Source organism: Massilia psychrophila (assembly GCF_002760665.1).
Lineage (GTDB): Bacteria > Pseudomonadota > Gammaproteobacteria > Burkholderiales > Burkholderiaceae_D > JAFCUW01.
The window spans coordinates 65990-90680 of record NZ_PDOB01000015.1 but is presented as its reverse complement, the minus strand read 5'-3'; the positions used below and the strand labels follow the sequence as shown (position 1 = coordinate 90680).

The 24691-nt window shown below is 63.5% G+C and carries 25 protein-coding genes; 13 read left to right on the top strand and 12 right to left on the bottom strand.

Going from position 1 to position 24691, the window contains the following annotated elements:
- The first annotated feature begins 68 nt into the window (after window positions 1–68).
- From msrA to CR103_RS11520, 4 genes are all read left to right on the top strand, one after another.
- Window positions 69–584: a peptide-methionine (S)-S-oxide reductase MsrA gene (gene msrA / locus CR103_RS11535; RefSeq protein ID WP_099916127.1), complete on the top strand. Its 516-nt coding sequence runs from the start codon at window positions 69–71 to the stop codon at window positions 582–584.
- 28 nt (window positions 585–612) lie between these two features.
- Entirely contained in the window at window positions 613–849 is a 237-nt protein-coding gene (locus CR103_RS11530) for a hypothetical protein (protein ID WP_099916126.1), read from the top strand.
- A 648-nt stretch (window positions 850–1497) separates the two neighbouring features.
- Complete coding sequence (locus tag CR103_RS11525) at window positions 1498–1956, top strand: fasciclin domain-containing protein (RefSeq protein ID WP_099916125.1); 459 nt, start codon at window positions 1498–1500, stop codon at window positions 1954–1956.
- A 93-nt stretch (window positions 1957–2049) separates the two neighbouring features.
- Complete coding sequence (locus CR103_RS11520) at window positions 2050–2745, top strand: SDR family NAD(P)-dependent oxidoreductase (protein ID WP_218968477.1); 696 nt, start codon at window positions 2050–2052, stop codon at window positions 2743–2745.
- A 51-nt stretch (window positions 2746–2796) separates the two neighbouring features.
- Here the strand turns inward: CR103_RS11520 and CR103_RS23375 are convergent, their stop codons facing one another.
- From CR103_RS23375 to CR103_RS11505, 3 genes are read right to left on the bottom strand one after another with little or no spacing between them, the layout of a single operon-like run.
- Complete coding sequence (locus tag CR103_RS23375) at window positions 2797–2991, bottom strand: TIGR02450 family Trp-rich protein (protein WP_267873990.1); 195 nt, start codon at window positions 2989–2991, stop codon at window positions 2797–2799.
- A gap of 50 nt (window positions 2992–3041) precedes the next feature.
- Entirely contained in the window at window positions 3042–3755 is a 714-nt protein-coding gene (folE, locus tag CR103_RS11510) for a GTP cyclohydrolase I (protein WP_099916122.1), read from the bottom strand.
- A 26-nt stretch (window positions 3756–3781) separates the two neighbouring features.
- Window positions 3782–4756, bottom strand: a complete 975-nt coding sequence (locus tag CR103_RS11505; protein ID WP_099916121.1) for a MerR family transcriptional regulator — start codon at window positions 4754–4756, stop codon at window positions 3782–3784.
- 207 nt (window positions 4757–4963) lie between these two features.
- On the opposite strand from CR103_RS11505, the gene CR103_RS11500 reads away from it, so the two are divergent.
- Window positions 4964–5491 carry a lipocalin family protein gene (locus CR103_RS11500; RefSeq protein WP_218968476.1) on the top strand — a complete coding sequence of 176 codons (528 nt, stop codon included), beginning with the start codon at window positions 4964–4966 and terminating at the stop codon, window positions 5489–5491.
- 48 nt (window positions 5492–5539) lie between these two features.
- On the opposite strand, the gene CR103_RS11495 is transcribed toward CR103_RS11500, so the two are convergent.
- Window positions 5540–5905 carry a DUF3140 domain-containing protein gene (locus CR103_RS11495; protein ID WP_099916119.1) on the bottom strand — a complete coding sequence of 122 codons (366 nt, stop codon included), beginning with the start codon at window positions 5903–5905 and terminating at the stop codon, window positions 5540–5542.
- A 52-nt stretch (window positions 5906–5957) separates the two neighbouring features.
- Window positions 5958–6377, bottom strand: coding sequence for a hypothetical protein (locus tag CR103_RS11490; RefSeq protein ID WP_099916118.1), 420 nt, complete (start codon window positions 6375–6377; stop codon window positions 5958–5960).
- A gap of 338 nt (window positions 6378–6715) precedes the next feature.
- On the opposite strand from CR103_RS11490, the gene CR103_RS11485 reads away from it, so the two are divergent.
- Window positions 6716–8206 carry a tyrosinase family protein gene (locus CR103_RS11485; protein ID WP_218968474.1) on the top strand — a complete coding sequence of 497 codons (1491 nt, stop codon included), beginning with the start codon at window positions 6716–6718 and terminating at the stop codon, window positions 8204–8206.
- Window positions 8207–8286: 80 nt separating this feature from the next.
- Here the strand turns inward: CR103_RS11485 and CR103_RS11480 are convergent, their stop codons facing one another.
- A complete protein-coding gene (locus CR103_RS11480) occupies window positions 8287–8511 on the bottom strand; it encodes a hypothetical protein (protein WP_099916117.1) in 225 nt (74 codons plus the stop codon).
- A 418-nt stretch (window positions 8512–8929) separates the two neighbouring features.
- The gene (locus CR103_RS11475; protein WP_099916116.1) at window positions 8930–9139 is read right to left on the bottom strand and encodes a hypervirulence associated TUDOR domain-containing protein; all 210 of its coding nucleotides are present in this window, start codon (window positions 9137–9139) and stop codon (window positions 8930–8932) included.
- Window positions 9140–9455: 316 nt separating this feature from the next.
- Between CR103_RS11475 and CR103_RS11470 the strand changes: the two genes are divergently transcribed.
- Entirely contained in the window at window positions 9456–10589 is a 1134-nt protein-coding gene (locus CR103_RS11470; protein WP_099916150.1) for an alkene reductase, read from the top strand.
- Window positions 10590–10845: 256 nt separating this feature from the next.
- The gene (locus CR103_RS24000; RefSeq protein WP_099916115.1) at window positions 10846–11487 is read left to right on the top strand and encodes a hypothetical protein; all 642 of its coding nucleotides are present in this window, start codon (window positions 10846–10848) and stop codon (window positions 11485–11487) included.
- A gap of 213 nt (window positions 11488–11700) precedes the next feature.
- Here CR103_RS24000 and CR103_RS11460 read toward each other — a convergent pair whose 3' ends face one another.
- Window positions 11701–13944, bottom strand: a complete 2244-nt coding sequence (locus CR103_RS11460) for a sugar nucleotide-binding protein (RefSeq protein WP_229443015.1) — start codon at window positions 13942–13944, stop codon at window positions 11701–11703.
- Window positions 13945–14150: 206 nt separating this feature from the next.
- Here CR103_RS11460 and CR103_RS11455 point away from each other — a divergent pair, with 206 nt between their 5' ends.
- Both CR103_RS11455 and CR103_RS11450 read left to right on the top strand, forming a co-directional pair.
- Window positions 14151–14867, top strand: a complete 717-nt coding sequence (locus CR103_RS11455) for a Crp/Fnr family transcriptional regulator (RefSeq protein ID WP_099916113.1) — start codon at window positions 14151–14153, stop codon at window positions 14865–14867.
- Window positions 14868–14926: 59 nt separating this feature from the next.
- Window positions 14927–15325, top strand: a complete 399-nt coding sequence (locus CR103_RS11450; RefSeq protein WP_099916112.1) for a hypothetical protein — start codon at window positions 14927–14929, stop codon at window positions 15323–15325.
- 30 nt (window positions 15326–15355) lie between these two features.
- Here CR103_RS11450 and CR103_RS11445 read toward each other — a convergent pair whose 3' ends face one another.
- A complete protein-coding gene (locus tag CR103_RS11445; RefSeq protein WP_099916111.1) occupies window positions 15356–15892 on the bottom strand; it encodes a DUF2058 domain-containing protein in 537 nt (178 codons plus the stop codon).
- A gap of 137 nt (window positions 15893–16029) precedes the next feature.
- On the opposite strand from CR103_RS11445, the gene CR103_RS23855 reads away from it, so the two are divergent.
- From CR103_RS23855 to CR103_RS11435, 3 genes are all read left to right on the top strand, one after another.
- Window positions 16030–16161, top strand: coding sequence for a hypothetical protein (locus CR103_RS23855; RefSeq protein WP_267873989.1), 132 nt, complete (start codon window positions 16030–16032; stop codon window positions 16159–16161).
- Window positions 16158–17063: a CAP domain-containing protein gene (locus CR103_RS11440; RefSeq protein ID WP_229443014.1), complete on the top strand. Its 906-nt coding sequence runs from the start codon at window positions 16158–16160 to the stop codon at window positions 17061–17063. The genes CR103_RS23855 and CR103_RS11440 overlap by 4 nt, the downstream gene beginning before the upstream one ends.
- A 124-nt stretch (window positions 17064–17187) precedes the next feature.
- Window positions 17188–18108, top strand: coding sequence for a helix-turn-helix domain-containing protein (locus CR103_RS11435; RefSeq protein WP_099916109.1), 921 nt, complete (start codon window positions 17188–17190; stop codon window positions 18106–18108).
- On the opposite strand, the gene CR103_RS11430 is transcribed toward CR103_RS11435, so the two are convergent.
- From CR103_RS11430 to CR103_RS11420, 3 genes are read right to left on the bottom strand one after another with little or no spacing between them, the layout of a single operon-like run.
- Window positions 18105–19412 (bottom strand): MFS transporter, encoded by a 1308-nt coding sequence (locus tag CR103_RS11430; RefSeq protein WP_099916108.1) that lies wholly within the window; start codon window positions 19410–19412, stop codon window positions 18105–18107. The two genes, CR103_RS11435 and CR103_RS11430, sit on opposite strands and share 4 nt — an antisense overlap.
- A complete protein-coding gene (locus tag CR103_RS11425; protein WP_099916107.1) occupies window positions 19409–21874 on the bottom strand; it encodes a family 20 glycosylhydrolase in 2466 nt (821 codons plus the stop codon). The genes CR103_RS11430 and CR103_RS11425 overlap by 4 nt, the downstream gene beginning before the upstream one ends.
- 15 nt (window positions 21875–21889) lie before the next feature.
- The gene (locus CR103_RS11420; protein WP_229443013.1) at window positions 21890–24553 is read right to left on the bottom strand and encodes a TonB-dependent receptor; all 2664 of its coding nucleotides are present in this window, start codon (window positions 24551–24553) and stop codon (window positions 21890–21892) included.
- Between the last annotated feature and the right edge of the window lie 138 nt (window positions 24554–24691).

The following is a 24691-nucleotide window of genomic DNA, read 5'->3' as shown; positions in this document are numbered from 1 at the left end:
GCTATGCCGCGACGGTTTCCGCGTTTGTAGCGCACAATGTAGACCACTCATTTAGCAAAGGAAAAAAAATGGCAATGCAAACTGAAACCGCCATTCTGGCAGGCGGCTGCTTCTGGGGTATGGAAGAACTGCTGCGGCGCATTTCCGGCGTGCTGTCCACACGCGTCGGCTATACCGGCGGCGACGTGCCCAACGCCACCTACCGCCACCATGGCACGCACGCAGAGGCGCTCGAGGTCGTGTTCGACCCGCGCCAGATCAGCTATCGCCAGATCCTGGAATTTTTCTTTCAGATCCACGATCCGTCGACGGCGGACCGCCAGGGCAACGATCACGGGACGGGCTATCGCTCCGGCATCTACTATCTTGGCGACGAGCAGAAGCGCATGGCCGAACAGACCGTCGCCGACGTCGACGCTTCCGACCTCTGGCCCGGCAAGGCCGTCACCGAGATCGTCCCGGCGGGGCCTTTCTGGGAAGCCGAGCCGGAACATCAGGACTATCTGGAACGCAATCCGAACGGGTACACCTGCCATTTCATTCGGCCGGGTTGGAAGCTTCCCGTCCGCCAGGGATCGGATTAAACCGGCCGGGCAGCTCAGTGGCCAGCGAATGTCGGCACAAGCTGGCAGACGCATCGGCACATACGCATCCGAGCAGAAGGAGATCAAGCTCGATCCTGCCCGCCTCGATGCTTTCGTCGGCAGCTCCGCACTCAACCCATCTTTCGTGATCGGCACCACCAAGGAGAACGGCCAGCTGATGACCCCGGCCACCGGCCAGCCCAAGTTCCCTGTATTCGCGCCGAGCGAGCGCACCTTCTTTCTGAAGGTAGAACGCCGTCACTGACGGTGCGCCGGCAAGGGCCGCGCTTGAAGAAAAATTCAATGCGTGGCCTACACGTTCATCTGCGAGCCGGGAGATACCTTGAAAATATGCCTGCCTGCGAGAAACGATTGCGATAAGGCCGAACCGGCGTCATGGCGTCCGGCGGTGAGCATGCCGCAAGTCCAGCCCGGCACCGGTGCGCGTGAAAATCCAGGTGCGGGAACGCCCGGACTGGCCAACGCCTTCGATGCTGGCTCCGGTACGGCCGAAGCCACTGCTTCGAAGCTCAGGTCGTCGGCACCATACAGTCGGTTGGTGGTAAAACGTGCGGACTTGATGTGGCCGACGTTCGATAGCGAAATGGCGCCGCCGAAGCCAATCCGCTATACACTACTGGATTGCACAGAAGGCATGTCGCTGTCTGATCGACGCCCATAGTCGACGGCCCGTCCTTGACGGCAGCGAAACGACAATCACCGCTGATGAACCGTGATTGACCCGATTATTACGAATTTCATCGCGAATCCCGTTGGACATATCTTGTTTTCTTCACTAATATCAGGTTTGTTCCGGTTCAATTCCGGTTCAAATATGCAGTTGGCCTCGTGCTACGTCGTGACAACCCTCAGAAACCCGCATTGTGCGTTGGTTCAATTACAGGAGTTTGAAATGAAGAAATTTCTTATGGCAACAGCATTGACCATGGCGTTTGGCGCGGCAAGTGCCGCCGACATCGTCGATACGGCCAAATCGGCCGGCACGTTCAACACGCTGGTGACAGCCGTTGAAGCGGCGGGCCTGGTCGACACGCTCAAGGGCGCGGGGCCGTTCACGGTATTTGCGCCGACCGACGCGGCATTTGCCAAGATACCGAAGGCCAAGCTCGATGCACTGCTGAAGGATAAGGCAGCGCTGGCCAAGATCCTGACTTACCACGTGGTACCAGGCAAAGTAATGGCCGCTGACATCAAGCCGGGCATGGTCAAAACAGTCGAAGGCAGCTCGGTGACCGTCAAGGCGAAGAGCGGCAAAGTCATGGTCGACAAGGCGAATGTCACCAAGACCGATATCGCCGCCGACAATGGCGTCATCCACGTCATCGACACCGTGCTGATGCCCAAGACGTAATCGGCATCTGCCACATTGTGCGGCAAGCAGCGTCAACCTGGAGGTTGGCGCTTTTTGAATCAACCAATCTTGCGAACAGCGCGGCTCACGATGATGGACAGCCTTCCCGACCAGTTTCACGCATTGGTGATAGGAGCATCCGGCACGATCGGTGCAGCCTTCGTCGACTTGCTGACAGCCTCGCCGCGCTGCGCGTCGGTGCAAGGCCTGCATCGCCGCCTGCCGCCATACGTCGACTTTGCAGACGAAGACAGCGTCGCCCAAGCCGCGCGCGAACTGGCTGCCGGTCCGCGTTACCACCTTGTTATCAACGCCGCCGGCTTGCTGCACACCGAGGCGTTCATGCCGGAAAAACGCCTGGCCGACCTGAACTACACGCAGATGCAAGCGATTTTCCAGGCCAACACGTTCGGTCCCGCGCTGGTGCTGCGCCACTTTGTGCCACTGCTTGATGGCGAACGCGCCATCATGGCCATGTTGTCGGCGAAAGTGGGCAGCATCGGCGACAATCGGCTCGGCGGCTGGTACAGCTACCGCGCATCAAAGGCCGCGCTTAACATGCTGATCAAAACGGCCGCTATCGAAGTGGCGCGTAGCCAGGGCAACAGCGTACTCGTCGCGCTGCATCCGGGCACGGTTTCCTCGCGCCTGTCGCAGCCGTTTCGCGGCGAGACCATCGGGCGCCCCGCACACGCCGCCGCCGCCGACATGCTGCATGTGCTCGATCAGCTCACGAGCGCCGACAGCGGCTCGTTCAGATCGTACAACGGCGCCGAACTGCCCTGGTAGCGCTGGGCCGTGATGACACACGTCATTGACAAGTCATCGACCTGACGGTGCTCAGCGCCAGCCTTGCAGCCATTGGCCGGCGTCGTTCAGTTCGCGCCAGCGCAAAATAAAACTGCGCCCTGTCAGCACCGCCTCCATCGTGACGGTATCGACTTGGATACCTGGCACATCCGGCGCAATCAGGCTTGTCACCATAAAGTGTTTTTCCCTGTCGACCGGGACGGTGGCCGTCCATTTGCTGTGCAGCAGCTTGGCCGGCTGCAGGCCCAGCAGCGTTCGCTGCCTTGATTCGTGCTCTATTCACGACAGCGGACCAGCGACAGAAACTCGCCGCGCAGCGCCGCATCGTCGCGGAACGCGCCTCGCATCACACTGTTGGTCATGCCGGCGCCGCTGTCCTTGACGCCGCGCCATTGCATGCAAAAGTGATCGGCCTGCATCAATACCGCCAGGCCGTCCGGCTGCATCTTTTGCTGCAACAGGTCGGCTAGCTGTATCACTGCCTCTTCCTGGATCTGCGGACGGCTCATGATCCACTGCGCGATGCGCGCATATTTGGACAATCCGATCAGGTTCGAGTGCTTGTTGGGCATGACGCCGATCCAGACCTTGCCGATGATCGGGCACAGGTGGTGCGAACAGGCGCTGCGCACGGTGATCGGGCCGACAATCATCAGTTCGTCGAGGGCGGACGCATTCGGAAACTCAGTTACCGGCGGCATCGCCGTATAGCGGCCGCCGAATACTTCGTGGATAAACATCTTGGCGACGCGCCGGCCGGTATCGCGCGTGTTGTGATCTGCCCCGGTGTCGATGACCAGGCTTTCCAGCACGTCTTGCAGCCTGGCGCCGACTTCATCGACCAATTCGTCGAGCTCACCGGGCTCGATGCAGGCGGCGATATTATCGTTGGCGAAAAAACGCGTCTGGCGCGCGAGTAGCCGGTCGCGGATGCGGTGCGAGACCTTGGTTGGCGCAGACTTGAAAATAGCAATGGCGTCGTTCGGCATGGCGTTCCTTGTGAATGGCTGCTGCCTCACATCCCGGCAGGCAAAGGCAGGCCGTCGGCCCGCGCAAGCCGCTCGAGCGCAGCCTCGAGCAACTGGCGGGCGTAGCCGGCGGCGTGGTTCAGTTGCTCATGCAGCAGCGCATCGGCAGGCGATTTCGACGCGCACTGGGCGCTGTAGCGCTCGAAGCTGCACAGCATCAGCAGGATCTCGCACAGGTGGCGCGGGCAGTCGCAATAGACGCTGTTGCTGGCGGCGGCCAGGTTGGCCAAAGCCTCATCGTCGAACCGGCGTGGGGCCGGCGCCACCAGCCGCGGCGATGCCGCTTGCACTTGCACTTGCGCCACCGGCACGGTCGCCAGCGCCGCCTGGCACAACAGCACGATTTCAGCAATATCGGCTGGCGCGCGCGCGACGAGGCAGCCGTGTGTGCGCAACTGGCGAATGGTGGCACTGGGGCAGAAGCGGTAAAGCACCACCACGGCGACGGCCAGCTGCTGGCGCAGCGCAACAATCGCCGACACCGCGCTGTCGTCCAGTTCCGGCATTTCCATCAGCAGCACCTCGGCGCCAGCGCCGGACAACGCGGCTGCCACGCCATCCAGTTCCTGGCAATTGGCAACGATGTCGAGCGCTTCGCGTCCGCCGCCGGCCAGGCGCCGCGCCAGCGCCGATCCCACCAGTGCCACCCGCAGCGGCTGCGACGGCGCACGCGGCGCCGGCACCACTGCCAGCGCACGCAGCTGTTCAAATGCCAGTTGTACCAGCGCGCCGATCGAGTGGCCCTGGTCAACCAGGTGCTTTATCAGCCGCAGCCGGCGCACCTGGGCATCAGAATACAGGCGCTGCCCGTGCGCGGAGCGGCCGGTGTCGGAGATAGCGTAGCGACGCTCCCAGACCCGCAACGTTTCGACCGGCAAACCGGCCAGCCTGGCGGCGGTGCCGCTACGATAGCGCCCTGCCTGGCCGTCGACAACTTCAATAGAGTGGGTTAATTGAGCCATGATATGAACCGAAAGTGAACCGCGAGTAGATAAGCTTAACCCAATAAATACGTTCAATTGATTAAATTCTCACATAATACCGGTACAAAACCTGTTCATCGCAGGGAGTTCCTGCTTGTGCGCTTGCATGCGGCGTGGACTGCTACGATGGCGAACTTGACAAGTGGAGGTAAGCATATGAAAGCGCGCGTGATCGCACCCATATTGATGGTATTTGGCTTGAACACGGGCGCTGCCGACGCGCCGCCTGGCAATGCTGCCAAACCGCTTGCCACCATTGCGGCGCTGGACGTGCCGCGCTATATGGGAACCTGGTACGAAATCGCGAAATTTCCCAATCGATTTCAGAAAAAATGCGTCGGATTCACCAAGGCGACGTATTCCGCCTTGGCCGATGGCACGCTGCAAGTGGTGAACCGCTGCCGGACCGCCAATGGCAAAACCGAAGAGGCCATCGGCGCCGCACGCCAGGTCGGGGGGCCGGACTCGCCCAAGCTGAAGGTGCGTTTCGCCCCGGCGATGTTGTCCTTCCTGCCGATGGTGTGGGGCGACTATTGGGTCGTCGACCTGGACCCCGGGTACCAGCTGGCCGCCGTCAGCGAAGCGAAACGCGAGTACCTGTGGATCCTGTCGCGCTCGCCCAAGGTCGACAAGGCAAGCTACGATGCGCTTGTCGCGCGCCTGGCCGGACAAGGACTGGACGTGAGCAAACTGGTTTTTACCGACCAGCAATAGCGAGTACGTTGCGTCGCGGATGACGCCCGAAGTACTCCAGCGCCCGTCCTACAGTGGGTCGTGGCCCCAGTTCATCAGCGAATAGCGCCAGTCGCTGGTTGCCATCTCATGCTTGCTCGGTCCTTGCGCCATGTGTCGGTGTACATACCCGACAACCTTTCGCATGTGCAGAAAATCGTCGTCGACCAGATCGCCGGCAGGCGTGGCGAGCAGCTTGACGATCCGCTCGCCGGACTGGTGGCCCACGGATTGGCCGCCGTCGCTCTTGAAACCTACCCGTTTCGAATCATCGGACTTCAGCCATTTCTTCAGGCTGTCCGGGCTCATGTTGACGGCCTTATTAAAATCGGCAGCGATCTGCTTGCGCTCGGCGTCCGTCAGCGCAGGCGAGTGAGTCGGATCTTGTGTAGTCATTGCCGTCCCTTATCTGTTTTAAAAGCAGTCGCTTGTGCGCGGCTGCACGATGTCAGCAAAGATGTGAGTCGCGTTTCCCAATAGAGTTCCGCCGCGCCCGAAGCCGATCGCAGCTAACAAGGCGCAAGCGTGTTCTATCAAGACCGATCATCGTCGTCAAAATCGGGCCGCACGGCAGGCCGATACGACTGGCACTCTCGCGTTCGATCTCACGCAGTTGGCCGTTGAGGATCTTGTTGTACTGCTCGATTCGATTCGCACTCAGGTTGCCAAGCCCGGCCTGGTCGGTGTCGATTTCCGCACCAGGCAACGGTTCCAGCATGACCGTCAACGCGGCGCCCTGCTGCTCGACCTCGGCGTCGAAGTCACTACCGCTGTGACGGTTGCAAATATCCTTGAGCTCGGCATCGTCTCCCTCCACGCGGCCAGCCGCGAGCGCATGGCCGCCAGTTTCCTGATCAGCGTAGTGCACCGCTTGCGGGCACGCGACACGGCGCCGGTCGCGCCTGGCTCGGTGATGCGCAGGGAATGCTGCGCATTTGCTTTCATGAAGTGTATCGGTAGAAAATCGGTAGAAAATTCGACAGTGGCGACCGAAGCCGCGGCCACACCTTGCGGCAGACGCCACCGGTTATAGCGAACATCCAGTGCGCCTGGACGCGCACCGTGACGTAAACGAGCATGCGAGTCAGACGCAATATCGTTAATCAGCCCTCGAACTTAAAACATCTCAATGGCGTCAAACGAAAGCGAGCAAAACTATTATTAAATCGGGACGAAAAAGTTTACAACCCTTCCTGGAGATATCGCATGTCTTCTCTACTTCTCGGCAGGCGCGTCTTTATCGGCACGTCCGCAATCGCCGCCGCATCATTGTCTTTTCCCCGCCTCGGCTTTAGTCAAGCGGCAACCCAAACCCGGCTTGAATGGCAACAATTTAAAACCACGCCGCAATATGCCTCCTTCCTCAATGCTTTACGCAAAATGAAGGCAAATACGAATGCAGCGAGTTCGTCGTCGTGGGCATACTGGACCAATGCCCACGTAAATTACTGTCCGCATGGCACTCCGTACTTCCTGGCTTGGCATCGTGGCTATCTGCATTTTCTCGAGCAGCAGATGCGCCTCGTCTCCCAAGATAATACGCTCAGCATGCCGTACTGGAACTACTACAAATTTCCAAAAATGCCAGTGGAGTTCACCGACCCGACCCCAGGCAATCCCTTATATATGCCGCGCACTGGCACCAATGTCTACAATGCGCTGACGATGTCGCCGTTCGCTTCCGGCGTCTGGAATTTCCAGCATGGGACGATGAATGCCTTTGAGCCGAAGATCGAGTCGGCACCGCATAATCCGGTACATAACCTGATCGGCGGTGCAATGGCGACCATGACGTCGCCGCGGGACCCGATCTTCTTTCTGCACCATGCCAACATTGACCGCCTCTGGCATGCATGGGCGCTGCCTGATGGCAAAGGGATACCAGGTACCAGCAATCCGTACAGTGCATCAACGAGCAGCCCCTATTGGGCAGGCAATTTCACTTATGCGCCCGGACTGACGATGCCGCGCTACCGAACTTACTATCCCGGCTGGCTAAACTTCGGCTATAGCGACAATACGAAGCCGACCGCACTTCCGCCTTTGGCGCGCGCCAACCCTGACAGCCCGATCAAGCTGGTGCAAGCCCAGGCGGCGTCATTGCTGACCCGTCCCGGTACCGGCGATTTCCCGGCGACGGCCGCGCGCGCCGTTTCTGCCAACCAACGCTCGCTTGGCGGCGTGTCCGGCGTGGTTCTTGCCGAAACCTCCGTCAGCGCGCGCTTGCCGCTAGCCGCGTCAAGCCTGCAAATGTTGCAAGACACCATAACCGTGGCAGCCAGGCCGCCGCCACAAATCCCGTCAGGCAACTTTCAGTCGGTCGTCGTCGTGCTGGACAAGTTGCTGCTGCTCGGCGCTGGCGCCAAGGGCGGATATTTTTATAATGTCTATATCAATCTGCCTTTTATCACCGATGCCGAGCGTGCCCGCAGGTACTTCCTCGGCACCGTAGGTGCGTTCGAGGTCGCAGGCGCCGCGCACCATGGGCTAGCCAAGCTGGAGTACCAGGCTACCGACGTGCTGTCGCAGCTCTCCGCCTTCGAACTGCAGGATGTCACTGTCTCGCTGGTGCGGATCAGCGGCGAAAACCATCCCCGCGGCGCGGTACTGAAGCTAGGGGACGTACGCATCGAAGTATCGACTGTGCCGCCTTGGGATGCCAGCCCCCGGGGCCGGCCGGGACCGTGCTATTGCTAAGTTTGCCGCCGTGCCCGGCACTTTGGCACGGCTGTCGTTATTCAGTGACTTCGGGCAGGCCGCGACCCTGGCCCACCCAATTACTGCCGCAGCATGGATTGCGAATGCTCCGCCGCGTCCACTCCTAGAAGGAGAAGCGCCATTTTCAGTTTTTCTATGTGCGGTTCGTAATATAAAATTCCTCGGACGCCGTCCATCCTGACGGCGCTCCCATTGGTCAGCTCCGTTGCGCCCAAAGCGTGGCGCAATGCCGCAATCAGGATGGCGTCGCGCTTGGCATGAAGAATAAAATCTTTTCCGTCCATCGACTACTCCACGAATTTGCTGATAAAAGTCGGACCATTAGCCCAACCACCCGACGCGGCCTGACAAAAAACGGCGGTGCACGTTTGGTTTGATCCAAATCCTGCAAACGTTTGGAGAAGCCAGATCTAACTCTAAACGCCGTCCTTACGTGCGCGCAATTGAATTTTTACAAGCGATTACAACGCGGCCGGTTCTTCAGCTTTTAGGTCGAGTCGCGCGAAACGCGTGACCACTCGCCCCGGATTGCGCCATTGGTTTGAGAAGACGACGATCCGTCATCAAGCTCGCTTCTGCGGTGCCCGGCATTTCCGCGCTGCCCATGTCGGCGACTCCCTCCTTCGAGGATTAACGGCTGGCCAGCGAACCAGTGGATACCTGCCAGGCAATGTCCCTGCCGGCCGTCCAGTGACCGTTCCTTCATGCTTTTTTAAGCGCCGAGGCCTTGTGTGCGGCTTCAGCGCCCGACTTGTCGCTGACGACCAGGAACTCCGGGTTCTCGGGCGAGGCGGCAACTTCGTGGCCCTTGATGGTCACGGGCGAAGTCAGCCTTTTCTTGATCGTGCCCTGTATTGTTCCTTGCGGTGAATGCCATTGAACCTTGTCGCCAACCTTGAATGCGTCCGTCATGGTGCGCTCCTTGAAGTGATAACCATGCGAGTCGCGCTTGCCGATTTAGTTCCGCAACCCGAAGGCGCAGCTGGCGGCCCCTGGTTGCCATGCTCCTGATAAACTCGGCTGACGCTAAACCGTATGCGCCGTCAGCGAAGAGCCTGGACGTAATCAATCGAGATCGACGCGAAGGCCAAGGAACAAGCGATCCGCGACCTGACGCACTGGCAATGCCGGCAGCGCCGACACCTGAGAGGCGCACGTTTGAATAGCGTTTGACGCGCGCCGTGCTTTCCCTAGACTGGTCGGATTGACCAATCAAAAGGAGAAAACCATGAACGCCAACACCCAACCAGCAGACCTGCTGGCGCCGTACCAGTTCGGCACATTGCAACTGAAGAACCGCATGGTAATGGCGCCCCTGACGCGCAGCCGCGCCGAGCCGGGTAACCTTCCGTCGGCCATGGCCGCGGCCTACTACAGCGAGCGCGCCGGGGCCGGGCTGATCATCACCGAAGCGACCCAGGCCAGCCCGGACGGCCAGGGCTATGTCGCCACGCCGGGCATCCACAGCCTGGACCAGGTCGCGCACTGGAAACAGGTGACCGACGCGGTTCATGCCAAGGGCGCCCTGATCTTCATGCAACTGTGGCACGTCGGCCGTATCTCGCATCCCGACTTCCGGGACGGCCAGCTGCCGGTGGCGCCGTCGGCGATCGCCCCGCGCGGCGTGCAGACCTATACAGCCGAGGGTTTCAAAGACATCCCGGTCCCGCGCGCGCTCGCAACGAACGAGCTGCCGCGCGTTGTCGCCGACTTCCGCCATGGCGCCGAAAATGCAAAAGCGGCCGGTTTCGACGGCATCGAAGTGCACGGCGCCAATGGCTACCTGCTCGACCAGTTCCTCGAGGACGGCACCAACCAGCGCACCGACGAGTATGGCGGCAGCGTCGAGAATCGCGCGCGCCTGTTGTTCGACGTGATCGACGCGGTGAGCGAGGTATGGGGGAGCGAGCGCGTCGGTGTGCGCCTGTCGCCTGGCGGCAGCTTCAACGATATGTGCGACTGCCATCCGCAAGCCACCTTCGGCTACGTGGTGCGCCGCATGGCAACGCTGAACCTGGCATACCTGCACCTGATCGAGCCGGCGATAACGCAGGGCGAGCATCCTAATGCCGACCTGTCAGCCAGCTTTTTCCGCCCGTTCTACCCCGGCACCATCATCGTCGCCGGCGGTTACGACCAGCAACGCGCCGAAGAGGCACTGCGCGAAGGAAAAGCCGACCTGATCGCCTTTGGCCAGCTGTTCATCGCCAACCCCGACCTGCCCGAACGTTTCCGCCGGGGCGCGGCGCTCAACAAGCCGAACCCGCAAACCTTCTATGGCGGCGGCGCCGAAGGTTACATCGATTATCCGGCAATGAACGCAGAGCAGTCCGAAGCCGACCTGGAAGCGCATCCGACCTAGCAGTCGTAAGCCGCAGCAAGACGCCCGCACATGCAGACACCAACCAGCTCGGTTGGTGTTTGCACGATGCTTACGATGCGGCCGCACTGCAACTGCACGGTCGCTCACTGCTGGTTAGCGCCCGCTACCGCTGGGTGTACTGGTCCCGCTGGTTCCGCTGGTTCCACTGGTTCCACTCCCGCTGGTCCCGCTGCCGCTGGTTCCGCTGCTGCCGCTTGAGCCGGAACCCATCGAGCCGCCTGAGCCGCTCGATCCATTGGTGCCGCTCGATCCACTGGAACCGCTCGAGCCGGAGCCCATTGAGCCGCTTGAGCCACTGGAACCGCTCGAACCAGTGCCCGTCGAACCACTCGAGCCGGAGCCCATTGAGCCGCTTGAGCCGCTTGAGCCACTGGAACCGCTCGAACCAGTACCCATCGAACCACTCGATCCGGAGTCCATCGAGCCGCTGCTGCCGCTGCTGCCGCTGCTGCCGCCCGCGCCGCTGGTGCCGCTGACGCCGGTGGAGCCGCTGGAGCCGCCCGCGCCGCTGGTGCCACCGACGCCGCTCGAGCTGGTGCCGCCTTCGCCTATCGAAGCCCCGGTGGTACCGGGGCTGCCGCTGCTGCCGCTGCTGCCGGAAGCGGCGCCATACTTCTTCTGCTTCTTCTCTTTCTTGGTAGGGGTACCGGTCATATCGCCGGGCGAGGCGCCCGAGCTTTGGTCGGTTGCCTGCGAACCGCTGGTGCCGCTCGATCCGCTGGAGCCTGACGATTGCGCTTGCGCCGTGGACGTACCGAACATGGCGGCGACGATCGATACGCCCAGTAATGCTTTCAATTGCTTATTCATTGCCGATCTCCTGATGGGGGTTGGGGTTTCTCTAGGCACCTTTGCATCGGCGCCGATTTTTCATTGATTCCCACCCCGCCCGGCCGCAATTGCAGCCTGAAGTAACTGGGTAATGGATGAGAAAACTCAACAATATCAATGACATAGATTGAAAGCTCGGAGTTTATAGCGACCAGCATAAATGCAGCGCTCCGTAGCCCCTTCGCAACACGCCGGCGTCGCACGCACGCCACAAACACGGGCGCGGCCACCGGTCAACGGCAGGTAATCATTTGCCTTGTTACACCACGCGCCGGATCTCGCCCGTGCGCGCGTTGCGCTCGGCGCGCACGCCGGCGTAGCGCGTCAACGCGTCCGACAGCGACGGCAACAGCGGCGCGCGTTCGCTGCCGAGCGCGCTGTAGGCAGGCCGCCTGGCGAGGTAGCCCAGCCGCGCCGATGACATCGCCTCCACGCACGACCCGTCGACGTCAGCCGCCTCGGCGGCCATCGATGCCAGCTGCGCCCACGTCACGGCAGTGCCATTGCTGAGGTGCCAGATGCCGTGTTCATTGTCGATCATCAGGTCCAGGCACGTGTTCACCAGGTCCGGCACATAGGTCGGCGTGACGATCAGGTCGGCGGCGGCGGCGAACGGGGCGCCATTTTCCATCGCGTCGAGCGCCAGGCTGACGAAGTTGTGACCGTCCCACGGGCCGAAAAATGCGCTGCTGCGGATCACCAGCGCCTGCGGGTTGGCGTCCAGCACGCGGCGCTCCGCCTCCGCCTTGCTCTGTCCGTACACGCCAACCGGCGACGTCGCGTCCGACTCGACGTACGGCGTGGTTTGCTTGCCGTCGAACACCAGGTCGCTCGAGAACGTCGTGAAGCGCAGGCCATGGCGGATGCAGGCCAGCGCCAGGATGGTCGGCGCCGTCGTGTTGTCGCGAAAGCAGCGCTCGGCATCGGCTTCGGCCTGGTCGACCCGCACGTAGCCGGCGGCGTTGATCACCGCCCACGGCCGGTAGCGCACGATGGCCGCCGCCACCGCGGCCGGATCGGCCATGTCCATTTCGGCCCGCGTGACGATGCGGTAAGCCAGGTGGCGCCTTTCGCACAGGCGCGCAAACGCGCTGCCGAGGGTGCCGCTGGCGCCGGTGATCAGGATCGGTTGCTGAACCTGGTTGCGGCCATGGTGGCGAAACGTGGCCAGGTCGGCCACCTCGCCCGGGGTTGCCACCGGGCGCACCAGGAAACGCCCGGGGCGGCGCCACCAGCCCTGCCCCTGCAACACCGGGCTGGCGTGCGGCCGGCCGGTCGCCAGTTCGCGCATCAGCGCGGCGAGCGCGGTCGGGCGCGGCTGCTCGCCGCGCACGTCGAACGGTCCCGGTTCATAGTAGCCATTGCACTCGGTGACCAGGCAGTTCCAGTCGTACGAGCCGAGCAGCGCCCATACCGTCACCGCCCGGATGTCGGCGCCGGCCTTGCGTTCGTTGACGGCCGCTTCCCAGATTTCCAGCAGCCAGCGCAGCTGGTCCTCGCGATTGGCGTCGATGTGCGCTTCCGTCACCGCCACCGGCAGGCTGTAGCGTTCCCACACTTCGCGCAGCAAGGGCCCGATGCCGGCGGTCGGCGTGGCCAGCACGCGCGACGTCTCCATGTCGGCATGGTGGACATCCCGGTAAGTGTGGCGATGGCTCGCCGGGAAGCATTCGACCCGGTGGTCGAGCCAGCGCTCGCTGGTCGCGTAATAATTCACGCCGATGATGTCGGGCGGGCACGGATTGTCACGCAACCAGAGAAGCTCGGCCGGATCGATGCCAGTGCCGACCAAGTAATCCCACAGCGCATGGCGGCTGTCGACCATGCCGCACAACAAGTCCCAACTGAGCCAGCGCCGTTCATTATAAAAATGTACCAGTGGCGCCATTTCGCGCGTCCCGTACGTTTTGCTGATGTCATCGGTCTGCACCAGCTTGGCATCGGGATTGACTTGCCGTATGGCGCGCATCGCCAGCACCGTGCCGCGGCATTGGTTCAACAGTGCCTGGACGAAGGTGCGGTCGTCGCTCCCGTGCGGATACCAGGCACCGGCAAGGCCGCTGAAACGGGCGGTGGTAAGCGGCTCATTGACCGGCGTATAAAATTCGGCCCAAGGATAACGGGCGGCCACCGCGCCGGCATAGGCGGCGAGTTTGTCGGCAAAGTCCGCGGCCACCAGGCTGGTATGGCGCGGCCCGCTGCCATGGTGCAGCAGGCCGACGATCGGTGTGACGCCCAGATCGCGCAAGGCCGGCAGCCGCTCGTCGGACCAGGTCCAGTCGGCGTCTGCCAACGCTTCCGGCGCGGTGCGCTCCCACAAGACCGGGTAGCGGATGGCGCGCACGCCCAGCGAGGCGAACCGCTCGAGGTCCTGCAAGCGCTCGGCGTGGCCGTTGCGCTCCATCTGGCTGAAATAATTGTCCCTTACCCGGTTCAGCGTGCACTCGAGCCCACCCCATAGCGCCATCGCCGGTGCCGCACTGCCAGTCGTCTGAATCCTCATTGGATGATCCTTGGTTAAAACGAGGGAAATAGCTTACACAGGCATGCGTATGCATGTCTGTATTAGTCCATACATATGAAGTGAAACGGCTGAATTAGCGCTAAATTCGCGCGAACCAATCAAGCACTGGCAGGTCCAACTGTGGGTAAGACACCCCCTTCGAACCAGGCAGGCCGCCGCCCCTTTTCTACTAGCCGATCGCGCCAATGTCCACGCTTTCTCCCTGCCCTATTGCGGGCGGCAACCAGTTGCTTGCCAGCCTGAGCGAGTCCGAGTACCGCGAGATCGCCCCTGATCTCTTCCCCGCCCACCTGCACAGGAAGGCTGTTGTCGGAGAACGCGGCAAGCCCGCCACCAATGTATATTTTCCATGCGGTGGCGTATTGTCGGTGCTGGCCTTCATGGAAAGCGGCACCGCGGTCAAGGTCGGGACCATTGGCAAGGAGGGGTTTTTCGGAATCGAACTGCTGGTCGGCGGCGACGAGTGGATCGAAACCACTGTTTGCCAGGTCGAAGGACCGAGCCTGCGCATGCCGGTCGCCGCTTTTCGTGCTGCGATTGCCGGCGACACGCCGCTGCGCCGCGTTACCCAACGCTATCTGCTGGCCTACCTCTCGCAGGTGTCGCAGTCGGTCGCCTGCAACCGCTTGCACAATGTCGAAGAACGCTTCGCGCGCTGGGTCCTGATGACGCACGACCGGGTCGACGGCGACGAGTTTTTCCTCACCCAGGACTTTATCGCCGACATGCTCGGCGTACACCGGCCAAGCGTGAGCCTGGTGGCAGGCGCTTTTCAACAGGCCGGATTCATCAAATATAGCCGGGGCGCAATGATGATACTCAACCGCGAGGGCCTCGAAGAGGCCAGTTGCGAATGCTATGCGTCGAACGTCGCCCAGTTCGCAAGGCTGATGGCGGCCTGATTTTTATTTTTTATTTTTTACTTAAACACGGGCAGGACACTGCCTGGCGGGAGACATTGATGACCCAGCAAAACAAGGAAGAAAAGCTCGGCCAGCAGCAGCACAATACCGCCGGCGTCGGCGCCATTACACCAGGCGCATCGCCGGCGCCGAGGGTCGAAGGCGACGAAACGCGCGATGTTCTTACCGACGAAGTCAGCCCGGACGAAGCGGTTACTGAGCAGCAGCAAACCACTGGCGACGCTCAAGCTCCCGCCGGTGAACGCAGCGAGTCCCTGCTGCCGAAGGTGGAAGGCGACGAAACGCGCGACGTCGCCGAGGAAGTCAGCCTGGACCAGCAATCGGACCGGGTACGCGAACTGGGCAACCTGCCAGCGGACGGCGGAAAAACGCCGGCCGGTTCGGTCGCCGGTGCGGTGGCAGATAGCCTGGCCGGCAAGCCGGCGCCGCGCAAGTAGGCAGGCTACAGCTTGTCGACCGGGCCTGCGTTACCACATCAGGTCGTCGGGGATTTGGAAAGCGGCGTACGGATCGTCGGCGTCGACCTCGGTGCTGGCCTTGCTGACCCGCACCACGAGCGAGGCATCGCGCTCGGCGATCTTGTCGGCGATGATCCGCGGTACCAGTTCGGTGGCGCCGCCTTGGCAGACGATCACCAGGCGCCCCGCCATCAAGTGCGCCTGGACCGTCGCTGAAACATAGATCCGTTCGATCTTCTTGTCGTGCGCAAAATTGTAGGCGATGTCGCCAGCACCTTTGTTCTGGCGATTCTTGTTCACCAGTTGGGCGATTTGCGCCACGATCGCTTTTTGGGTGGCAGCCGCGTCGCGCTGGGCATTGAGTTCGCGCGCCCGCTCGGCATTCTTGCGCTGCGTCTCGAGCGCGGCCAAGCGTACTTCATCGACATTTTGGGTACCGGTGCGGCGCTCGACCTTTTTCTGCTTGCTCTTGTCCTGGTTGGCCAGTTTGGCTTTGTTCTTGTCGACCAGGCCGGCTTTTAAAAACTGATCTTGCAAAGATGCCATGGTGCTGCTCCGTTAACAGGGTAAGCCGGCACGGGTGCCGCGCCGGAGATTCGAAGACGCTAGCATAGCAAATCCGCAGCCGCCCACCCAGCAAGCGCCGATCCAGGGCAATCTGAAACAATAAATAGGGAACCATAATGAAACGCCTCCACACCAAGCCACCAGCTTTGTTCCTTGCCACTTTCCTGAGCGCGCTGCTGGCAGTGCCCGTTTCGCCGGCGCAGCTGGCTCGGCGCGCCCCCAGGCGCCGGTCAAGCTCGGTAGCGTGAAAAACCTGTTCGCGAAAGAGCGGCGAATTGCCCTGACCCGGTGCGCGCTGGTGTGCGCCATGTTGTTCGCTGCTGTGGCAGCGCACGCGCAAAACCCGCAAAACCGGCATCGCCATCAGTCGCTGGCCGACCTCATCAACGCGTATCGCGCCGCGCCCGGTAGCTGCGAGGGACGCCCGGCAGTTCCGGTGGCGCCGCTTGCGCTTGAACCGGCCTTGTCCAGGGCACAAGTTGCGTCAGGCATGTTTCTGGAGCAGGCACTTGAGCGCGCCGGCTACCCGGTTGCGCGCGCCGAAGCCATTTATGTGGAAGGCCCGCTCGACGAGCACGCCGCCATGGCCGCCATCGCATCCACATATTGCCGCACGCTGCTCAGCACGCAATTTTCCGCGATCGGCGCCGGTCGCAGCGGCGCGAGCTGGCTGGTCGTGCTGGCGCAACCGGCGCCGCCATCGCCCGCGTCGCAGCTGGCCGGTTGGCAGCAAGCAGGTAAAGCCATCCTCGACGCGGTCAACGCCGCGCGCTCGTCGGCAAGAAGCTGTGGCGAGCAGCAGTTTGCGCCCGCGCCCGCACTGGCCTGGAACGCGGCGCTTGCCGATGCGGCGCTGGCGCACAGTCTCGATATGGCCACCCATCGATCTTTCAGTCACCAGGGAAAGGATGGCCGCGTGGTCGGCGACCGCGCTTTGCAAGCGGGCTATCGCTGGCGGCGGATCGGCGAAAACATCGCGTCCGGACAAGACTCCCCTGGCGACGCGGTAGCGGGCTGGTTATCGAGCCCGGGGCACTGCGCCAATCTCATGCACCGCGGGTTTACCGACATGGGCGCGGCGTACGCCGTCGACAGCGCCCGCGCGAGCACGCGGGTGTACTGGACCCAGGTATTTGGGACGCCGCATTGACCCGCGCTTAAGAGAACCTGGAATACATCGGAGGTGTTGCGGCGCTTGCCCCAATGGCTGACTAATTGCGTCACTGCACATTATTTAAGCGATAATTAATGCACCTATATTAACGGCCGCTGCCATGCCGCACTCCTCCCGCCCTGTACCGACGTCGCGCGCGTCGCGTCTGTACGAAGTGATGGACTTGATGCTCGACTCGCTGGGCGACCCGCTGGCGCTTAAAACGCTGGCGGCGTCGGCCAGCTATTCGTCGTTTCACTTCGGCCGCATCTTTCGCGAGCTGACCGGTTTTTCGGCCGTCGAATACCAGCGCAAGCGGCGCCTGCGGCGCGCCGCCCACTTGCTGCGCCATGAACCGGACGTCGCGGTGTTTCGCATCGCCCAGGACTGCGGGTTTCCGTCCAACGCCGCCTTTGCCAAGGCCTTCAAGCAGCAATTCGCGATGTCGGCCAAGGCCTGGCGCGAAGGCGGCTGGCGCACTTTCATGGACCAGCAGGTCGGGCGCGAGAGCGATGTCAGTTTTTTCGTCGCCGAGCCGGATAACCTGGACGTGATCTTGGCGCCGTATTGTCCACCCGAGCCGGGCAGCATCGCCGCGCGCATCGCGGTGCGCGCCCTGCCCCCAATCACGCTGCGCTACCATCGCTTTTTCGGCCAGTCGGGAGCGGCGCTTTCACTGGCCTGCAACGACGTCATCTGCGAAGCCGAACGGCGCGGCGGCGCGGCGCCGGGCACGCCGTGGTATGGCGTGTTCGACGAAGATCCGGGTTTTACGGGCGCCAGCGAATACTGCTACGATTTCGGTGCGGCCGCCGCCCCGGCAGGCGACCCGCGCTTGGGCGTGCGCATCCTGCCGGCCGGCAACTACGCCTGCCTCGACTTCCAGCGCGAGTGGCCGCGGTTTCGCTCGATGTACGAAGACTGGCTCGACCAGCAAGCCGCGTGGCGGCTCGATAGCACCCGCCCGCATATCGAAATGGTGGAGCGCTGCGACGCCGGCCAGTGGCGCGGCTGGCTGGCGCTGCCGGTCAAGAAGCGCTAAACTTCACGCCGCTCGAGTTCCACCACGCGCGTCAGCAGCAGCACCGGCAACGCCGCCAGCAACACCCACAGGAAAAAATGGCGGTAGCCGAGCGCTTGCTGGATGTCGCCGCTGATCATCTTGGAGGCCACGAAACCGAGCTGCATGAAGCCGGTGCCCAGGGCATAGTGCGCCGTCTGGTAACGGCCGCTGGCGATCACCTGCATGATGAACAGGATGATGCCGACAAAACCGAAACCGTAGCCGAACATCTCGATCGCGAGCGCGGTGGCGATAACGCCGAGCGAATCGGGTTGACTTACGCTGAGGTAGTAAAACACCGCGTTCGGCAGGTTCATCGCCAGGATCAAGCACGGCATTGCGCGCTTGAGTCCAAGCCATGACGTGAAATAACCGCCGGCGATCGAGCCGGCCAGGAAGGCGATGGTGCCGGCGGTGCCGTAGACGGCGCCGACTTCGCCGGTCGACAGCCCGAGCCCGCCGAGTTCCCGGGCGTCGCGCAGAAACAGCGGCCCGATGGTCTGGATCTGCCCTTCGCCGGCGCGAAACAAAATAATAAACAGGATCCCGATCCAGATGCCCGGCTTGGCAAAGAACGCCTTGATGACGTCAAACAGGGTGGCAGCGACCGCGCCCGGCGACGCCGCGCGCGCGTGGTCTGCCGTGTTGTGCCCTGGCGGCAGCACCCACAAGTGGTACAGCGCGAGGGCGGCCATGGCGCCGCCCAGCAAGCAAAACACGGCGATCCACGCCGGCCGCGCGCCGATGCGTGGCTCCAGGTAGCCGGCCAACATCACCAGCGCGCCCAGCGAGAGGAACTTGGCGGCATTGAAGAACGCGCCCTGCCAGCCGGCATAGGCGGCCTGCTGGCGCGCCGACAGGCTGGCGATGTACAAGCCGTCGGCGGCGATGTCGTGGGTGGCCGAGGCCAGCGCGACAAGCGCCAGCAGCGCGATGGTGCAGGCGAACCAGGCCGGCATCTGCAGCGCCAGCGCGACGCCGGCCAGGCTGGCCGCGCCCGTCAGCTGGAAGGCGATTACCACCCGCTTCTTGCTGCGCGCCAGTTCGAGGAACGGGCTCCACAGCGCTTTGAACACCCACGCCATGCCGAGCAGCCCGGTCCAGCGGGCGATCTGGTGGTTCGGCACATCCATGCTCTTGAACATCAGCCCGGCCACCAGCGCGACGGCGTAAAACGGCAAGCCCTGCGCCAGGTACAAGGTCGGCACCCACGCCAGCGGATGACGGGCGGCGCACGGCGCCAAGGTTGTGGACACGGCGGCGGCGGCGGAAACATCATTCATGGCTGCGGCTCCAGGTCGAGGGTGACGCTGCGGCTCTTGCGTCCGCGCGTGTCGAAGGTGGCGATCTTAAATACCGCACACCCGTTTGCCGCCACCGGATCGCGGTAACGCGCGCTGGTTTGCGCCGGTTCGCTGCCATCGACAGTGTAGTGCAGTGCCAGCCCCGGCAGTGCAACGTTGGCGAGGATCGTTCCGGCAGCGGCGTCCAGCGCCACTCCCGGCGGCGGCAGCCGGTAGCCGTAGGCCAGCGGCGCGCAATCGAGGCGCGGCAAGTCGCGCTGGCCGAGGCGGTTGGCAAATTCGTTCCAGTCGCGCTCGATGCGCTGCCCACGCCGCGCCGGATCGAACATCAGGTGCCAGCCGGGGTCGGGTGCCCACGCGCGTTCGGCCAGTGCCAGCAGGCGTGGCGCCACCATGTATTCGAGGCGTTCGCGCGACGGCGTGTTCTCGCCCCATAGCTGGCCTTGCAGGCCGGCGATGCGCGCGGCGCCAGCCGCATCGAGCCGCCGCATGGCCGCCAGCGTCGGTGCCGCCACCGGCTGGCCCATGGCGTCAAAACCGGCGGTGAGGGTGGCGTCGAGCGGGCAAAACGTAAACGCGTTGCGCGTTTCGACGAAGCCGGCCCAGTAGTAGCCCGGCTCCTCCGGGTCCTTGGCACAGGCCAGGTCGAAGTACAAATGGGCGGCGTTGGCCAGCACCACGCTGTAGCCGGCGTTCGCCAGCCGGTACGCGCCGTCTTCCATTCCAGAACCCCAGGCGTTGTTCCACACGTAGAGCTGGAAATTCGGTCCGGCCTCGACGGCCCGCGTCAGGTCACCTGCGGCCGGCACGGCTTCTTCCCAGCCGGCGAAGCCGAGGCCATGGCGTTCGAGGATGGCGCGGCAGCGCCGGACGAAGTCGTCGCGCAGCTCGCCGACGCCGGTCCAGCCGTGCTCGGCCATGCGCCGGCGGCACAGGGGCGAGCCGAGCCAGGCACCGGCCGGCACCTCGTCGCCGCCGGTATGGATGGCGCGCAGCGGCGCGCCGGCGGCGCGGAACAAGGCGCAGACGGCGTCGACGACGCTATCGATGAAGCGATCGACCGACGGGCGCGCGATGCAGATGACGTTGTCGCGCCACAGCTGCACCGACTGGTAGAGCGACGCATCGTCCGGGTCGCTGAGCAGATATTCTTCGGCGGCATTGACGTCGCCGGCTGCGCGGAGGCGGTCGTGGCGCACCCGCATCGCGACCACGGCGGCGCGCGCGTGGCCCGGCAGGTTGAACTCGGGGATCACCTCGATATGCAGACAGTGGGCATGGCGCAGGATGGCGATGAAGTCGCCGGCGCTGTAGAACCCGGTGCCGGCGGAGGTTTCGATGTCCGCGCCCGAGCCGAACGCCGGCGGCAGGCACGGCTGGCCATCAAGGGCCACGCCGCGCCGCGCGCCGACCTCGGTCAGCTCCGGCAAGCCCGCAATCTCGAGGCGCCAGCCCTCGTCGTCGGTAAGGTGAAAGTGAAAACGGTTGAGCTTGTAGCGCGCCATGCAGTCGAGCAGGCGCATGACCGTGTCGACGCTGGCGAAATGGCGGGCGACGTCGAGCATCATGCCACGGTAGCCGAAGCGCGGCGCATCGATCACGCGCCCGAGCGGCGCCGTGCCGGTGGCGGCGCACAGTAACTGGGCCAGGGTCTGGATGCCGTTGAAGACGCCGTGCGGCGAAGCGCCGCGCAGGCGCAGCGTGGCCGTTGTCAGCTCGAGCAGGTAGGCTTCGTCGCCCGGTGTGCCAGGTTCGCCAAGTTCAAGCACAATCGTGGCGCCGCCAGCCGCCGGCAGGCCAGGCAACCCGGCCAGCAGGGCGCGCAGGTAGGCGGCCTCGCCGGCCAGCGCGCTGTCGCACACGAGATCGGTGTCGCGCGCCAGCACGCATTGACCTTCAATAAACACCGCCGACAACGGCTTCGGCGTAATGCGCCCGACCTGCTGCACCGGCAGCAGGCGCGCTTGCATATTCTGGCAAAAGCGCGCGCTGGCGTCCTGCACCGGCACGCGGTCATTAAGGCTGCGGCGCAGCTGCTGCGGCCGGGTGAACGGGACGATGCGCGCGTCGCCCAGATCGATGGCCGGCCCGCCATCGCCCGGCACCAGGTAAAACCCGAGCGGGGCGTCGGTAACGCTGATGGCCCAGAACCGGGCGCGGTAATTGATCGCATGGACCTGGCCGGCTTGCCAGGCGCATGCGCCGGACCGCGTCAGGCGGAACAGGTCGCCGTTGACATGTTCGATGATGAAGCCGGCGTCGGCGCTGCCCTCCACGACCTGGCGGCAGGTATTGAAGTACAGCGCCCAGCCCGCCGCCAGCGGCGCGCCCGAGACGTTCTGCAACGTCAGCGTTGCCGCGAACGACTCGCCCGGCCACTCGTCCGTTCTGCCGTTGGCCAGGCACTCCCAGCCAACGGTGACGCTCTTGGTTGTCGCCATCGTTGTCGGACTCAATTACAGCTTCGCGCGCAGGCCAACATAGAAAGTGCGCCCGTTCGAATAGAACGCGCGCGGCCGGTCGCTGTTCTCGGCGTACATCGCGATGGTCTTGTTGGTGAGATTGAGCGCATCGAACGTCAAGGTCAGCCGCTCGCTCAGCTTGAAGTTCAGCGATGCTGCCAGCGATGGCGAGCCGTCGACGTGCTGGCTGGCGCCGCGGTCGACCCCGGCCTTGTACGCCGAGCGGAAATTGTAGGCCAGGCGCGCGCTGAGGCGCTCGTCTTCGAAGTAGCCGGTAACGTTGTAGGTGTTGCGCGACGAGTTGAGCAGTTCGCCGCCGCCGTCGAGCTTGCCGTCAGCGTACGTATAGTTGACGAGCGTGCCGAAATTGCCCCACACCGGCTGCTGGTAGCTCAGCTCGACGCCCTTGTTGGTGCCGCTGGTGTTGTACGGCGACGTGATCTGGTACACCGTCTGCGCGCTGCGCTTGTTGTTGTAGTAGGTGCCCGATGACGTGCCCTGCGCCACGATCGAGCGCAGGTCCATGTAAAACAGGCCGGCCGACAACAGGGACTTGGGCGCGAAATACCATTCGGCCGACAAATCGACATTGGTCGAGCGTACCGGGTCGAGGTTGACGTTGCCGCCGCTGCCGCTCAAGGCGTCATCGTTGAGCGACACCGAGCCGCCCAGCGCGCTGTAGTCCGGCCGCGCGATGGTCTTGGCCACGGCGGCGCGCACCACCAGGCTTGGTCCCACGTCGAACTTGACGTTCGCGCTTGGTAGATAGTCGCGGTAGGTGCGCTCGAAGGTGGTTGGCGTGTAGGACCCGAACGCCGAACCGGTGACCGGCGCCGGCCCGCCCGCCAGATTGACGACCGTGCGCTGGCGCGTCTGGATGGCGCGCAGGCCGAAGTTGCCGCTCCAGCCATCGCCGCCCAGATTGGCCATCGCATACAGCGCGGCGGTTTTCTCGGCGACCTGGAATTCGTCGGTCCAGTTATGCCGCAGCGTGTAGTCGAGCAGGCGGTTGCCCGGCACCGCGCCCCAGGCGCCAAGGGCCGCGCCGTCGTACTTGAAATAGCTCGAGGACAGGTTGCCGCCCAGGTTCGACGCAAAATCGGACGGGTACATCTGGCCGCTCCAGGCCGGGCCCGGATTGCTAAAGCCCAGCGGGCCCGGACGCGTCTCGAGCGGATGCTCGGCGCTGCGGTGGTGGTCGGTCAGGCGGGCGCCGAACTTGAGCGAGGTCAGTGAAGTAAGTGAGGTGAGCAGCGAGTCGCGCGGCCGCCATTCGGCATCGATCTGGCCATACTGTTCTTTGTCGACCGACTGCGCTTCGCCGCCGCCGGCCCACGCCGTCGAGCCGGGCGAGATGGTGTTCCCGCCGGGATAGCTGACGCTTGCCGGCGACAGGCCGTTGAGCGCATATGTCATGCCGCCGTTGACGTTGTTCTGGTAGTACACGTCCTTGCGGTCGTAGCCGACCCCGTGCGTGGTACCGAGCTTGCCGGACACGGTCAAATTGTCGTTCACGCGCAGCTTGCCGTTGAAGTCGAGATACCACGCTTCGCCGCCCGCGTCCGGCCGGTAGATGTTGTCGACCTCGCCCGAGTTGCTGGCAAACGAGGCCGCCACCAGCGTGTTGTTGCGCACGGTGGCGCTCAATGGCACCAGGTTGCTGCCATTGAGCGAATTGGCCGGTGCTGCCAGCCAGTTGGTGTTCTGGTGCGGCGCTTCCAGTTTCGAGTAGAACCCGTTCAGGTCGAGCATGAGCGCACGCGATGGCCGCAGCTCGATGTCGAAGGCGCCGCCGGTGCGCTTCTTGACCTGTTCGAACAGGCTGGCGCCGATAAACGTCGGCACGACGACACCAAGCAGCGCCGGATTGGCCAGCGCCGCCGCGCTGGTGGCGCTGATCGGCGTGTAGCCGAGGATTTCCTGGCCGTCGCGCCGCACCGACGATTTTTCGGAGAACGCCTGCAGCAGCACGCCGGCGCTGTTGTCGGCGTTCTTCCAGTTCATCAGCGCGGACAACTGCGGTTCGGTCTTGCTTGACAAGTCGTTGTAATTGGCCTGCACCGAGCCCTCGACCGTCAGATGGCGGCGGAAATCGAGCGGACGGCGGGTGATGACGTTGATGGCGCCGGACACGCCGCCTTCGACCAGGTCAGCGGTGGCGCTCTTTTGCGCCACGACCGAGCCGACCAGTTCGGAAGGCAGCAGCGAAAAGCTGCTGGAACGGCCGACGTTGCCGCCAATTTGGTTCAGCAAAAACCAGTCGCCGGTGCTGATGGCGTGGCCGTTGAACAGCGTCTGCTGCAGGCTCGGGCTGGTGCCGCGCAGGCTGACCCTGTCGTTCTCGCCGAAGCCTCCTTCGCCGCCGGCCGACGACTGCGTGTTCACGCCGGGCAAACGCTGGATGGCGTCGGCGACGTTCTTGTCGGGCATCTTGCCGATGTCTTCTGCGGTGACGATGTCGACCACTGCATCGGCGTCGCGCTTCTGGCGCAACGACTGTTCGAGGGCGGCGCGCACACCGGTGAAGACCACCGTCTGCGGTGCGGTTGGCGAGGTGTCCGCCGCTTGCGCCTGCAGCGCCGTCCCCATCGCCAATACCGTCACTGCGGCCGCGATCGCGGTTTTCGTGTGCTTGTGCCGTGCCATCGACTGTTTCATATTTTCTCCAAAATACAGGTGGGGGATCGGTGCGGCCGACAGCCTGGCGCGCCATCGGCGCAGACCCTTGGCGTGCAGTCGTCGAATGCGGCGCACGCTCAAGCGTCTCTGTCCTTTTCGCATTGACCGCATTGTGTG

Bases quoted from the DNA above. Each gene is read 5' to 3' on its own strand.
- msrA (WP_099916127.1), top strand. From the start codon at position 69: ATGGCAATGCAAACTGAAACCGCCATTCTGGCAGGCGGCTGCTTCTGG.
- CR103_RS11530 (WP_099916126.1), top strand. From the start codon at position 613: ATGTCGGCACAAGCTGGCAGACGCATCGGCACATACGCATCCGAGCAG.
- CR103_RS11525 (WP_099916125.1), top strand. From the start codon at position 1,498: ATGAAGAAATTTCTTATGGCAACAGCATTGACCATGGCGTTTGGCGCG.
- CR103_RS11520 (WP_218968477.1), top strand. From the start codon at position 2,050: ATGGACAGCCTTCCCGACCAGTTTCACGCATTGGTGATAGGAGCATCC.
- folE (WP_099916122.1), bottom strand. From the start codon at position 3,755: ATGCCGAACGACGCCATTGCTATTTTCAAGTCTGCGCCAACCAAGGTC.
- CR103_RS11505 (WP_099916121.1), bottom strand. From the start codon at position 4,756: ATGGCTCAATTAACCCACTCTATTGAAGTTGTCGACGGCCAGGCAGGG.
- CR103_RS11500 (WP_218968476.1), top strand. From the start codon at position 4,964: ATGGTATTTGGCTTGAACACGGGCGCTGCCGACGCGCCGCCTGGCAAT.
- CR103_RS11495 (WP_099916119.1), bottom strand. From the start codon at position 5,905: ATGACTACACAAGATCCGACTCACTCGCCTGCGCTGACGGACGCCGAG.
- CR103_RS11485 (WP_218968474.1), top strand. From the start codon at position 6,716: ATGTCTTCTCTACTTCTCGGCAGGCGCGTCTTTATCGGCACGTCCGCA.
- CR103_RS11480 (WP_099916117.1), bottom strand. From the start codon at position 8,511: ATGGACGGAAAAGATTTTATTCTTCATGCCAAGCGCGACGCCATCCTG.
- CR103_RS11475 (WP_099916116.1), bottom strand. From the start codon at position 9,139: ATGACGGACGCATTCAAGGTTGGCGACAAGGTTCAATGGCATTCACCG.
- CR103_RS11470 (WP_099916150.1), top strand. From the start codon at position 9,456: ATGAACGCCAACACCCAACCAGCAGACCTGCTGGCGCCGTACCAGTTC.
- CR103_RS11460 (WP_229443015.1), bottom strand. From the start codon at position 13,944: ATGAGGATTCAGACGACTGGCAGTGCGGCACCGGCGATGGCGCTATGG.
- CR103_RS11455 (WP_099916113.1), top strand. From the start codon at position 14,151: ATGTCCACGCTTTCTCCCTGCCCTATTGCGGGCGGCAACCAGTTGCTT.
- CR103_RS11450 (WP_099916112.1), top strand. From the start codon at position 14,927: ATGACCCAGCAAAACAAGGAAGAAAAGCTCGGCCAGCAGCAGCACAAT.
- CR103_RS11445 (WP_099916111.1), bottom strand. From the start codon at position 15,892: ATGGCATCTTTGCAAGATCAGTTTTTAAAAGCCGGCCTGGTCGACAAG.
- CR103_RS23855 (WP_267873989.1), top strand. From the start codon at position 16,030: ATGAAACGCCTCCACACCAAGCCACCAGCTTTGTTCCTTGCCACTTTC.
- CR103_RS11435 (WP_099916109.1), top strand. From the start codon at position 17,188: ATGCCGCACTCCTCCCGCCCTGTACCGACGTCGCGCGCGTCGCGTCTG.
- CR103_RS11430 (WP_099916108.1), bottom strand. From the start codon at position 19,412: ATGAATGATGTTTCCGCCGCCGCCGCCGTGTCCACAACCTTGGCGCCG.
- CR103_RS11425 (WP_099916107.1), bottom strand. From the start codon at position 21,874: ATGGCGACAACCAAGAGCGTCACCGTTGGCTGGGAGTGCCTGGCCAAC.
- CR103_RS11420 (WP_229443013.1), bottom strand. From the start codon at position 24,553: ATGAAACAGTCGATGGCACGGCACAAGCACACGAAAACCGCGATCGCG.